The organism is Catenovulum sp. SX2 (assembly GCF_052056295.1).
Classification (GTDB): Bacteria; Pseudomonadota; Gammaproteobacteria; order Enterobacterales; family Alteromonadaceae; genus Catenovulum.
Genome location: NZ_CP182493.1, coordinates 4,099,976 through 4,112,593, shown reverse-complemented (window position 1 = coordinate 4,112,593; position 12,618 = coordinate 4,099,976). Strand labels below are relative to the sequence as shown.

At 38.2% G+C, this 12,618-nt stretch carries 10 protein-coding genes; 8 read left to right on the top strand and 2 right to left on the bottom strand.

Annotated elements, in window-relative coordinates:
- Window positions 1-5: 5 nt before the first annotated feature.
- The 8 genes from glnD to ACMZOO_RS17375 all read left to right on the top strand — a co-directional run bounded on the left by glnD (window position 6) and on the right by ACMZOO_RS17375 (window position 10,375).
- Window positions 6-2,639, top strand: coding sequence for a [protein-PII] uridylyltransferase (glnD, locus tag ACMZOO_RS17410; RefSeq protein WP_440904581.1), 2,634 nt, complete (start codon window positions 6-8; stop codon window positions 2,637-2,639).
- 3 nt (window positions 2,640-2,642) lie between these two features.
- A complete protein-coding gene (gene dapD / locus ACMZOO_RS17405; protein ID WP_016955850.1) occupies window positions 2,643-3,470 on the top strand; it encodes a 2,3,4,5-tetrahydropyridine-2,6-dicarboxylate N-succinyltransferase in 828 nt (275 codons plus the stop codon).
- A 237-nt stretch (window positions 3,471-3,707) separates the two neighbouring features.
- A complete protein-coding gene (locus ACMZOO_RS17400) occupies window positions 3,708-4,385 on the top strand; it encodes an RDD family protein (protein ID WP_440904579.1) in 678 nt (225 codons plus the stop codon).
- Window positions 4,382-5,323, top strand: a complete 942-nt coding sequence (locus ACMZOO_RS17395) for a stage II sporulation protein M (RefSeq protein ID WP_440904578.1) — start codon at window positions 4,382-4,384, stop codon at window positions 5,321-5,323. Before ACMZOO_RS17400 ends, ACMZOO_RS17395 begins: the two co-directional genes overlap by 4 nt.
- Window positions 5,313-6,866 carry a hypothetical protein gene (locus tag ACMZOO_RS17390; protein ID WP_440904577.1) on the top strand — a complete coding sequence of 518 codons (1,554 nt, stop codon included), beginning with the start codon at window positions 5,313-5,315 and terminating at the stop codon, window positions 6,864-6,866. The genes ACMZOO_RS17395 and ACMZOO_RS17390 overlap by 11 nt, the downstream gene beginning before the upstream one ends.
- Window positions 6,856-8,067: a hypothetical protein gene (locus ACMZOO_RS17385; RefSeq protein WP_440904576.1), complete on the top strand. Its 1,212-nt coding sequence runs from the start codon at window positions 6,856-6,858 to the stop codon at window positions 8,065-8,067. The genes ACMZOO_RS17390 and ACMZOO_RS17385 overlap by 11 nt, the downstream gene beginning before the upstream one ends.
- Window positions 8,064-9,044 (top strand): AAA family ATPase, encoded by a 981-nt coding sequence (locus ACMZOO_RS17380; RefSeq protein ID WP_016955845.1) that lies wholly within the window; start codon window positions 8,064-8,066, stop codon window positions 9,042-9,044. Before ACMZOO_RS17385 ends, ACMZOO_RS17380 begins: the two co-directional genes overlap by 4 nt.
- A gap of 428 nt (window positions 9,045-9,472) precedes the next feature.
- Window positions 9,473-10,375 carry a DUF58 domain-containing protein gene (locus ACMZOO_RS17375; RefSeq protein ID WP_440904575.1) on the top strand — a complete coding sequence of 301 codons (903 nt, stop codon included), beginning with the start codon at window positions 9,473-9,475 and terminating at the stop codon, window positions 10,373-10,375.
- A gap of 56 nt (window positions 10,376-10,431) precedes the next feature.
- On the opposite strand, the gene ACMZOO_RS17370 is transcribed toward ACMZOO_RS17375, so the two are convergent.
- On the bottom strand, window positions 10,432-10,944 hold the full coding sequence (locus ACMZOO_RS17370; RefSeq protein WP_440904574.1) for a DUF4234 domain-containing protein: 513 nt from the start codon (window positions 10,942-10,944) through the stop codon (window positions 10,432-10,434).
- Between the two features lie 503 nt (window positions 10,945-11,447).
- Complete coding sequence (locus ACMZOO_RS17365; RefSeq protein WP_440904572.1) at window positions 11,448-12,524, bottom strand: aldose epimerase family protein; 1,077 nt, start codon at window positions 12,522-12,524, stop codon at window positions 11,448-11,450.
- Window positions 12,525-12,618: the final 94 nt, after the last annotated feature.

The following is a 12,618-nucleotide window of genomic DNA, read 5'->3' as shown; positions in this document are numbered from 1 at the left end:
GTAGCGTGAGCAGTCAACAGCATTATTTAGATAAAGTTAGCCAGATTCACTCTTTGGATAAAATAGCCGAAGTGCGTAAACTCGTTGATAGTTACCACGAATGGTTACAAGAGGCTTATACGCAGCAGCCTATTGCAAAAATAGTATTAGGGCGAGCCTTTTTTATTGACCACTTAATTCGTAAATTGTGGCGACTACTTGATCTTGAGCAAACCGCCGAATTGACCTTAGCTGCAGTCGGTGGATACGGTCGAGGTCATTTGAATTTACATTCAGATATCGATTTGTTGATTTTATCAAAAAACCAAATAAATGAAGACTGCCAGCAAAAAATCAGTCAATTTGTAACCGCGTTATGGGATTTAGGTTTAGATATAGGCCAGAGTGTTCGCACCTTAAAAGAAACCATTTCTTTAGGTCAAGAAGACATTACCATAGCCACTAACCTACTCGAATCGCGCTTTTTAATTGGTGATGAAAATTTATATAAAGAGCTGACGAAAAAAGTAAACGGTAAAAGCTTTTGGCCAAGTGTTAAATTCTTTAAAGCTAAAACCGAAGAGCAGCAAGCGCGCCACCGCAAATTTAACGATACCAGTTATAATTTAGAACCAAACATAAAAGAAAATCCTGGCTGTTTACGCGACATTCAAAACATAGGTTGGATTGCAAAAAAACACTACAAAGTATTTGATGGCAGTCAGTTAGTAAAACAAAACTTTATGACAGAAGAAGAGCTGCGCGAGCTGCAAGATTGTCGCGAGTTTTTATGGCATATGCGTTTTGCTTTGCATTCAGTCGCTGGCCGCAGTGAAAACCGTTTATTGTTTGAGCACCAGCCAGAAGTAGCTAACTTACTTGGTTATGGGCAAAACAAATCAGCGGTTGAAACTATGATGAAGCGCTTTTTTGTTATCACTCGCCGCGTAAGTGAACTCAACCAAGTACTGCTGCAGTTTTTTGCCGATGAGTTTGTTACCCGCTTCCGTCCATGGAAACGCAAAAAGCTCAATAATGACTTCGAAGTTACCAACGGTTTATTACGCGCTCGTAATGAAGACGTATTTGAAACACCTGCGGGTTTATTAGATATGTTTTTACTTGTAGCTGACTACGACAAAAACATTAGCGGATTACATTCAACAACCCTTAGGTTACTTAGAAATGCGCGGCGTAAATACGAAAAGCTTGAGTTGTGTCAACTTGAAGCCTGTCGTGAACGTTTTATGCAATTGGTTAAACACCCGCAGTTTTTTGGTATCAGCTGGAAGATAATGCATCATCACGGTGTTATGGCCGTTTATAGTCACGATTGGGCACATATAGTTGGCTTGATGCAATTTGACTTATTCCACAGCTATACGGTTGATGAACACACGCATAGACTCATTCGCAATTTGTATCGCTATACCTTACCGGAAAATAAAGAAGAGTTTCCGCGTTGTTCAGCCATTTGTACCAACTACCCTAAAATCGAGTTATTATATATAGCTGCAATTTACCATGACATATGTAAAGGCAAAGGCGGCGACCATTCTGAGCTTGGTGGTGAGGCTGTTCGAAAATTCTGTCGTTTACACGGCATTTCTGAAACAGATACAGATTTAGTCGCTTGGTTAGTTGAAAATCACTTATTAATGTCTGTGGTTGCGCAGCGTAAAGATATTAATGATCCGCAAGTGATCCATGATTTCTGCGAACGCATTCAAGACGAAACACATTTAAATTTGTTGTATGCACTTACCTTAGCGGATATTCGAGCAACCAATACAACACTATTAAATGACTGGAAAGCATCTTTGTTGCGCCAGTTGTACACGTCAACTCAAAATGCAATGCGCAGTGGTTTAGAAAAACCTGTCGCACGTGACATTCAAGAAAAAGAAAAACGTGATAACGCGTTAGATATTCTCCTTAGCAACAAATATTCACCAGAAGCTATAGATAGTCTTTGGCAGACGATGCAAGAAGATTATTTTCACAAGTACAATAGCAAACAAATAGCTTGGCATACCCAAACTATCCTAGATGCCAAAGGTAAAGACATTATCTTTGCTATAGACAATAATACCCACCCGGGTGGCACGGCGATTTTTGTTTATACCAAAGACAGAGCATATTTGTTTGCATCTATTTGTTCTGCGCTCGATCGCAAAAACTTCAACATACATGATGCGATCATTATGAATACTGAAGACGGCTTTGCGCTAGATACTTTGATTGTGCTCGAAGAAGAAGGTAATCAAGCAAGTCGCAAACGCTTTAAAGATATTCAAGATGCATTAGTGGAAGCGATAAACGAAGACGGTGAACCAAGCGTACCAAATCGAATTCCAAGGCAGATTAAACAATTTCATGTGCCGACAAAAATCACTTGGGTTGAACATAAAAACGACAAACGAAGCATGATGGAGCTAGAAGCACTTGATACCCCAGGTTTGTTGGTTAAAATTGGCCGGGTATTTTTTGCGAACAATATTACAATACATGCAGCTAAGGTGGCGACCATAGGTGAACGAGCGGAAGATTTTTTCGTTTTAACCAATAATTCAGGTGATCCACTATCGGTTGAAGAAAAATCTTCATTAACCGAACAATTATGTGCTGCATTAAAGATTAACCCTTCAAATAAGAGATAAATTATGTCTGATTTAAAATCAATTATTGAAAGCGCGTTTGAACAACGTGCCGACATTACACCAGCAACTGTAACTGCTGAAGTAAAAAGTGCAGTAGAAGAAGCTGTAGCACTTTTAGATAGTGGTAAAGCTCGTGTTGCTGAGAAAATTTCTGGTGAGTGGGTTGTTCACCAATGGTTGAAAAAAGCCGTATTACTTTCTTTCCGTATTCGTGACAACGCTCCTATTGATGGCGGCGAAACTCAGTACTACGACAAAGTAGACATGAAATATGCTGATTACACTGCAGAGCAATTTAAAGCAGACGGTGTACGTGTTGTACCACCTGCAGCAGTACGTAAAGGTTCTTTCGTTGCGAAAAACACTGTATTAATGCCTTCTTATGTAAACATCGGTGCTTACGTTGACGAAGGTACTATGGTTGATACATGGGCAACTGTAGGTTCATGTGCACAAATCGGTAAAAACGTTCACTTATCTGGTGGTGTTGGTATCGGTGGTGTTTTAGAGCCATTACAAGCAAATCCAACCATCATTGAAGACAACTGTTTCATCGGTGCTCGCTCTGAAATCGTTGAAGGTGTTGTTGTTGAAGAAGGCTCAGTAATTTCTATGGGCGTTTACATTGGTCAAAGCACACGTATTTATGATCGTGAAACTGGTGAAATTCACTACGGCCGTGTACCAGCAGGCTCAGTTGTTGTTTCTGGTTCTTTACCTTCTAAAGATGGTTCTTACAGCTTATACGCTGCAGTAATCGTTAAGAAAGTTGACCAAAAGACTTTATCTAAAGTTGGTATTAACGGTTTATTACGTAGCATTGACGAATAATCTGTAATACTGATTTTTCAGTTTTAGCGGCATAATCGCCGACACAGTAAAAATCCAGTGAAAATAACTCACTGGATTTTTTATATCCCCCCATAGAACAGTGTATAAGCCCAGTCGAAAGCGCCAGTTCCGAAATTCACCTTAGTTAAAACATAAAAACCAATTGATTTTTAAATTAATTTTACGCATCATTAACGTTTAAATTATCTCTATCTAACAAAAATGATTACTCAAGGATTGAACAACAGTTTTGCAAATACACTACCGGAAGGTGTCAGTATTAACTTAACCCCCGCTGGTATTTCTATTAGAACAAAAGCCTACCTATTTGACTTTCTTCTGCGCTCAGTTGTTATGCTCGCCTTTGGGTTTATTTTCGGTTTTATGGGCAAAGCTGGTACGGGTTTATTCTTAGTAACCTACTTTTTGGTTACTTGGGGATACTACATTCTATTTGAGTCGTTATCAGGGCAAACGCCAGGTAAAAAACGTTATAAATTAAAAGTTGTGCAAGATAATGGCTTACCATGCAAAATTAACCACATTGTTTTACGCAATTTGATACGCCCCGCCGATTCTTTTCCTTTTGCTTATTTAATTGGTTTAATTGTCATGGCATTAAACTTTCAATTTAAACGCTTGGGTGATTGGGCGGCTGGCACTATGGTTGTGTACGTAGAAGATAAAGTTAGTTTTTCGACACAGCAAAATAGTAATATTAGCCCACCTAAAATCCAGTTGTCGACAGAAGAACAATTGTCGTTAATTATGTACGCAGAGCGCTGTCATACATTATCTTCAGCAAGACAAGAAGAGCTCGCCAATATACTGACAGATATCATTACGACCCAAGACAATACAGCAAGTGAAGCGGTAAAAGAAATTGCCCAATATTACTCAGGTCAAGCAACATGAAGCAAAATCAATTTGTGAAGCTGCATAAGCAAAGGTGGACCGAGTTTGAAACAATGTGTACCGAATCACCGGCACCAGCAAATTTCCCACGCGAATATAGAAGAATTTGTAGTGATTTAGCCCTCGCTAAAACCCGCCACTACTCACCAGCTTTGGTCGCAAATTTAAATGATCTGGTAAAATTGGGTCAAAGTGTCCTTTATAGTGGTGAGAGCATCGGCTTCACAAGAATTTGGTCGATATTTAAAAGCGAATTTCCAAAAGCACTTTATACATGCAGAAATTTTATTTGGGCAGCGCTGACTGCTTTCTGGGGATTATCTTTAATTGCCTTTTTCTGGATACAAAATTCACCTGATGCCATTTATCACTTTGTTTCTCCTGATCAACTCAACGACATTGCAGATATGTACAACCCAGCAGGTGCTGTGCAAACTGACAAACGAACTATGGACGCAGATGTTTTAATGTTTGGTGTATATATCTACAACAATATTGGTATTGCTTTTCAGATGTTTGGCGCTGGTGCTTTGTTTTGTATCGGTGCACTCATTCCACTACTGTTTAACAGTTTTTACTTTGGTGCTATCTCAGCCTATATTGTTGAACTTGGTTACAACGAGCCATTTTTCTCATTTGTTATTACCCATGGTTCGTTTGAGCTAACCGCAATTATTATTGCGGGTGCAGCTGGCTGCAAACTCGGGTTTGATCTGCTCTCACCAGGAAAATATAGCCGAGCTTACATAATGAAAAAAACTGGCCTTGAAGTTTTGCCTTTGATAATCGGCGCTTTTGTAATGTTAGTCATTGCAGCTTTTATTGAAGCATTTTGGTCACCATTGAATATTCCATCCGTATATAAATATTCCGTCGGTTCAATTCTATGGATATTGATTAGTTACAAACTGTATACAGGGACAAGATATGGAACTTAATAAACTTAGTTTTGAGCCTTGCCCACGAACACCGTCTCAAGTTTTTGATTTAACTTTACTATTTGTAAAAAAGCATTTTGTTGCATTAATCAAAATTTATTTAACGCTTGTGGTTCCGTTGGCAGCAATATTTTACGCACTGCTACCAATAGAATACGTAGGTTTTATAATTTGGTGGTTAAAACCCGTTTTTGAGCGTCCGCTCCTAACCTATTTATCACGCGTAAGCTTTTCATATTCTTGTTCAACATTTGAGGCTATTTCATCGTTAAAGCAGCTTAAAATCATCAATATTATTAAGTTGTTAACTATATATCGGCTATCGACGACACGAGCATACAATGCGCCTATTGAGCAGCTAGAAAAACAATCATCTAAAGCACTAACAAAGCGCAAAGATATCTTAAATAACAGATGTAGTCACAATCAAACTTGGTGGATCTTATTGTGTGTTCACCTAGAAATGTTAATGCTAATGACCCTATTGTTCGTCTATTACGGGTTATTTCCAGACTTTATGCCTATCGATGAACATCTAACATTTGAATATTTCAATTCAAGCGAATTTGTCTCGCTTTATTTAATTACTTATCTTATGTCAATTGCATTAATTGCGCCCTACTTCACCACAGGCGGATTTTTAATGTATTTGAATAGCAGAATTCACATTGAAGGATGGGATATAGAGCAATCTTTTAAACGAATCGTAGCCCGCTTATCTCAAGTGAGTCTTATTGCAATTTTAAGTGTAAATCTATTTTTTCCTCATCCAGTTAGCGCAAATGACAGCATAGAAGACAAAATTGAACTGCTTGAAGTCGAACTAAACCAAAAGTCCAAGGAAGCGGAAACTGAAATTTACCAACGCCCTGAAAGTTTAGATAAAATTTATCAAGAAGTAGTCAGCATTTATAAAGATGAAAAACTGGTTGAAACACAAACAACCTATGTGCCCAAAAGCCAAGAAGATCCTAACTTTGATCTAACATGGCTAAAAAAACTGTTCAAAATATTTTCAGGTTTGAGCGAATTAAGTCCTATTATCGCTTTCGTATTTTGGGCACTCGTAATATTGTTGTGTGGCTGGGTTGTTGTCAGTCTAATAAAACTATTCAAAAAAACCAAAAGCTGGACTTTATCTCGCAACAAAACAACTGAACAGACAAATAGTGTGCAAGAGTTTCCGAGTTTTATCCGCAATCAAGTTAGCCAAGACTGGCCTGATGATCTAATAGCTGCGAGCCTTGAAGCGTTAGAAAAAGCAAATTTGCGATATGCATTAGCGCTTATATTACGCCATACGTTAATACAAGTTCATCTCAAACATCCTGATATATTTAACAAATCAATGACTGAGTTCGAATGTAAATCAGCATTAATTAGGGTTACCCCTCAACCACAACATACTTTTTACGACAAACTATTTTCGTTATGGATCCAGCAAGCATGGGCACATAAAGATGTCTCTATTCAAGAAATCCAATTGTTAATCACAGAAGTTTCGAGTTTTACTGTGAGCGTGGAGCGACAAAATGAAAAGTAAAAATTGGATATTGTCGCTTACCCTGATCTTTATTGTCGTAGTTTTAGCTTATGTGTATGCCAGTATTGAATGGGAAGAAAAAACAATTGAAACAGGATTGAGTAGAGTTGCAATAGAACAACCTTTATTAGCCGCTTCCAAATTGCTTGAAAGCCGAGAAAAAGAATTAATTCAATTAACGAGCCCAGTAGAACTGATTGTAGATTCAAAAATAAAACTCGCGCAAACAAATAGTTTAATCTTAGATGAAGCAAGTTTTAAAGAGTATCCTCAACTTGACTCAAAAGTACTCAATTGGGTGTCACAAGGTGGCCACTTAGTGCTAACACTATCGCGCCGCCACGACATGCTAAAATCAGCTACACAAAATTTTTATCAAAATACTGGTATAAAAGTAATAGAAGCGGACGACGCATATCCCAACATACACATCACAAGTAAAGCTGAGGCAAATGCACAAATAAAATACGGTGACGAATTGGCTAAAATTTATTTGCCCTTTAGCCACACTGTTGAAGATTGTGTCGGCGAAGAAGTTAAACTGATTGCAAAAAAAACCGACGATGACACAGCTAAAAAAGACGAAAAAACTGCAGAAAATAACGAAGCAAGCCAAACGCCAACGCTGATATGTGAAATAGGATTTGGCGAGGGATACATAACCGTTATACCTAGCATACAATCAATATCAAATATGGCGCTTAGGCAGCTAGACCATGGCATATTTTTACTTTGGCTAATTGGTAAAAATGATAAACTTTATTACTTGCCAAGTTTAGTTGCGCCCAATTGGCTTGCAGAATTATGGCATTGGTCATGGATATTTGTATTACTGCTTGGCATGAGTTTAATATTTTTAGTTTGGCATTTGGCCGTGCGCGATGGAAACCCCATCACCCCTATAGTATCTAAGCGAACACCCTTCGCATCACATATAGAAGCAACTGGCTTTTACATGTTTAACCAACAGCATTCAGATGTATTAAAAAAAGCATTATTAAAAGACATCATCCGAAAAATTGAAGTTAAGATCCCTGCGTTTGCAGCTATGACTATCGACAATCAGTGCGCTTCGTTAGCAAAAATAACTGAGTTTAACGAAGAGGAAATTCGATATTTATTAGATTCTGATATTCCAACTTCAACCAACGACAAAATTAAATTTATCAGTTCATTAAAAGCATTAAGGAATTCGCTATGATTCAAGATGAAGCGAGTAAGCTCTCATTAGCCGAAGCAGCTGAAGCTGTAGTTCGTGTCAAATCCAACATTGCTCGAGTTTTGGTTGGCCAAGACCTTATCATCGAAAACGTACTTACCGTTTTATTTGCTGGCGGCCATGTGTTGTTAGAGGGTGTACCTGGATTAGGTAAAACCTTGCTTGTAAGAGCATTAGCAAAAAGTTTAAACATTAAATTTTCGAGAATACAGTTTACTCCTGATTTAATGCCAGCAGATGTACTTGGCCATAGTTTATACGACATGAAGTCAGGTGAATTTGTTATGAAAAAGGGCCCTGCTTTTACCAACATACTATTGGCTGATGAAATTAACCGTGCGCCCGCAAAAACTCAATCGGCATTGTTAGAGGTGATGCAAGAGCAGCAAATAACCATAGACGGAACAACTATGTCGATAGACTCTCCGTTTATCGTACTTGCTACACAAAACCCGCTCGATCAGGAAGGAACCTACCCTTTACCTGAAGCTGAACTTGATCGCTTTATGATGAAAGTTGAACTAGATTACCCAGATCTTGACTCAGAAATAGCCTTGTTAAAATTAAATACAGGCGAAGTTTCCAATGAGCACCAAGTGGATGCTTTAGACACTATCTTGGATCAACAAAAAATTATTGAAATTAAACAGCTTGCTTCCAATATACTCGTTGATGAGCAAATTATTAATTACGCAGTAGAGATAGTGCGTAAAACCCGTTCATGGCATGGTGTACTGCATGGCGCAGGTGTTCGAGCAAGTATCAACATAATAAAAGCAGCCAAAGTTACCGCACTTATGCATGGCCGTGATTTTGTTATCCCAGACGACATCAAATTAGTTACACCAAATGTATTAAGACACCGACTGGTACTTTCAGCTGAACTTGAACTTGAGGGTTACAACCAAATTCAAATCATTAACGCTATCTTAGAAAGCATTGAAGCACCCAGAAACTAATGAAACTAGTAGCTCTGAAACCATCCCTTTGGTTAGTTAAACTTATCGCAATTGATACTTGTGTAGCGCTGCTGTTATATTTGGCGTTTGATGCCAACTCACACATAATTGAGCTTTTTATTGCAGCTAACCTAGCACTTTTATGTGTGCTTATATTGGATGCTGCCCGCCAACTTAAGCCTCCTCAAATTTCAATTTCGAGAGATACTCCAAATACACTAAGCTACGATCATAAGCACCTGTTCTCGATAAAGTTAACAAACAATGCTAATAAGAAAATTCATGTAAAAATAACAGACTGTGTGCCAGACGAGTTTGAGTTGACCTCTGCACAAGAGGAATTCGAGCTAACCCCTAGCAAGCAACTAGCCATAAGTTACAGGTTGAGACCGCTCAAACGCGGCTCATTTGTGATTGGCCCGATAGAGGTGTCTATATATTCAGCTTTTAAACTTTGGCAGCTTCAGTGGCTTGAGCAAAACAAAGTTGATGTTAAAGTTTACCCAAATTTTAATCGAATAAATCATTCCGAAAGCTTAAAAGGTGTAAACAACACGCGAGTTACAGGTTTAAAAAGACTAAAAAAACGCGGCGACGGTATCGAATTCCATCAGTTAAGAGAATTTAGACAAGGTGATAGCATTCGGCAAATTGATTGGCAGGCAACGAGTAAGCGCCAAAAATTAATTTCAAAAGAATATCAAGAAGAACAAAACCAGCACATAATTGTGATGTTAGACGCTGGTGTAAAAATGAATTTAGAGACAACAAATGGAACGCATTTTGACGCAGCGCTAAATGCTTTGTTGATGCTCAGCCACACTGTACTAAAACAAGGAGATTGTTTTAGTATGCAAAGTTTTAACTTACAAGAAAGGTGGTTACCCGCGGTGAAAGGCGCTCAAAACGTTAGCCGGGTTATGAATCACTTTTATGATTTACACCCAGATGAAAGTTCAAGCGACTATTTAAAAGCGGTAAATAGCCTTTTAAAGAAAAGAAGCAAACGTTCATTAGTGCTACTCGTGACCACTCTAAACGATCAAGATATCAATGACCTCTTGCCTGCAGTTAAAAAGTTACAACAGCACCATCTAGTTGCTTTAATTAATATTGAAAACGTCACTATTAAACAAATTCTAAACTCGGATATCGAGAGTGAAAATGACGCGAATAAGTATTGCGCCGCGATAGAACTAAATAATATTTATCAGCACAATTTAGCTAGATTAGCAAAAGAAGGGGTAATTTGTGTTAACACTCAGTCGGAATATTTACTGCCGTATGTAATTAATACCTACCTAAATATCAAACACTCAGGCTTACTATAGAGGCGCATGCTTGACTAAAAGTAGCTCTAACGAGCTACTTTATCATTCATTAGAACTTATTCAGCGCTAGCTTCTTTGATTTCGTCATGCGCTTTATTAATTTTAAATTGGAAATAAATTACACTAAAGAAGAAAGTCAAAACACCGTTGACTTTAACGACTTGCTCTCCTTGGTTTTTATTGAGCACTTCCATTAATACTTTACGAATTGAAAACGCCACAACAATATAAAAAATCATATTAACTAAACCGATCCCCCCAGAGACAATCGCCACTACGTGTTGTTCTGGCATAAATTCAGACGCAATTGAAATGACTTGAGAGATGACATAAGTCGCAATATACGCATACACAGTTGTCATATTGACTTTATTTTCTGTTTCTAAGTTGTTCAATGACACACTACGTGTATACATCCAATATAAGAAATAAATCCCTAGAGTAATAATTGATAAGAAAAACACGCCCCAAGCAGAGAAACGTTTTAAATTTAGAATTTGATCGTTAGCGTTTAAATCGGCCAATTCGGCTTTTGGTGCTTCAAAAGCATTATCTACAGCTGTTGTCATTTTATATCCTTAAAAATTGTTAATAATGTAATCAAAATGATTCATTTGATCATTTGCGATTATACTCAATCAGACTATTTTTCAAAATTATTTTGTTCCTTGAAATTTTATCCGTATATGGCACATTTTGCTTTTACTAACGACTCAATAGTTTATGGCGAGGTAACTTGAATTCTAATGCTCCACAGGTTAACCAGCAGAGAAAGCGGCCGTGGCCACTGCTTCCCAAAACGGAAACGCTGTAAATACAATCCATGTACGCTCTGACTTATCATCCATGATAAGTAAGTTCCGTTTCGGAAATCACTTGCCAAACCCTCAGTTATACGATTTTGGCAAGTATTACTTTTTTAACAACTCAGTAGTTTATGGGTAGATAACTTGAATGCTAATTTTCTAAAGCTTCACAAGATAGGGATATCTTGTGTGAGCACCCCAAGCACGTGTTTAAAGCGTTTTTAGAAAATTATGCTTCAAGTTAGCTATTCCACATAGACAAGAAATTACTTAACTACCGAAAAAACATAGCGCATTTCACTGGTATAAGTTTGCTCTGGCGTTAATAAAGTAGATTTAAACACAGGTTTATTTGGTGCATCAGGCACGTGTTGTGGTTCAACACAGAAACCCGCATATTTACCATATTGACGACCTTTACCTGACAAATCATCACCGATAAAGTTACCCGTATACAACTGGAAGCCAGGCTCAGTGGTATAAATAGCTAATACACGACCAGATGATGATTCAGTAGTTTTAGCAACTAGTGATAATTCGCCATCAGCTTTTTCAAAATAATAGTTGTGGTCGTAACCCGCACCTATTTTAAGCTGCTCATCATCCGCATCTATATCCTGACCAATCGTCTTAGCCGTTGTAAAATCAAAAGGCGTGCCTGTGATATCGCGGATCTCGCCCGTTGGCAGCATATTTTCATCAACCGGAGTCAACTTTGAAGTTGGGATTTCAAGTAAGTGATCTAAAATTGTCCCCTGCTCTTTTAAGTTAAAATAGCTGTGGTTAGTCAAATTGATGATAGTGGTTTTATCCGTGTTGGCTGTGTACTTAATCACAAGTTCATCATCATTGGTTAAGTGATATTCACACTTAACGGTTAAAGTTCCAGGATAGCCTTGGTCACCATCAGGGCTAACTAACGTTAATACAACACCCGCGCTATTTGCGTCAGACACAGCTTCAGCTTGCCAAACTTTTTTATCAAAACCTTCGGCGCCGCCATGTAAATGGTTAGTGCCATTGTTTTGTAAAAAGGTGTAAGTTTCGCCATTAATTTCACATTGGCCATTGCCAATACGGTTACCAAAACGACCTATGGTCGCGCCAAAGTAAGTTGGGTTAGTTAAATAAGGCTCTAACTCTTCAAAACCTAAGACGATATCGGCAAAATCACCGTTTTTATCTTGCGTCTTTAAACTTTGTAGAATCGCACCAAAATTAATCACTACAGCTTGGGTGCCGTGGTTATTGGTTAAAGTGTATGCGGAGATAGCATCACCGTTTGGAGTCGTGCCAAATGGTGAAATTGTAACTGTGGGTTGCATAATAATTGTTTGGCTCATATAGCTCTCGTTATGTATTTTGTCGCGCTAATTGTAGCGCGAAAGTAGTTTATACCCAAGCGACTCGAAAATGCATGTTTCAGAGCTATCACAG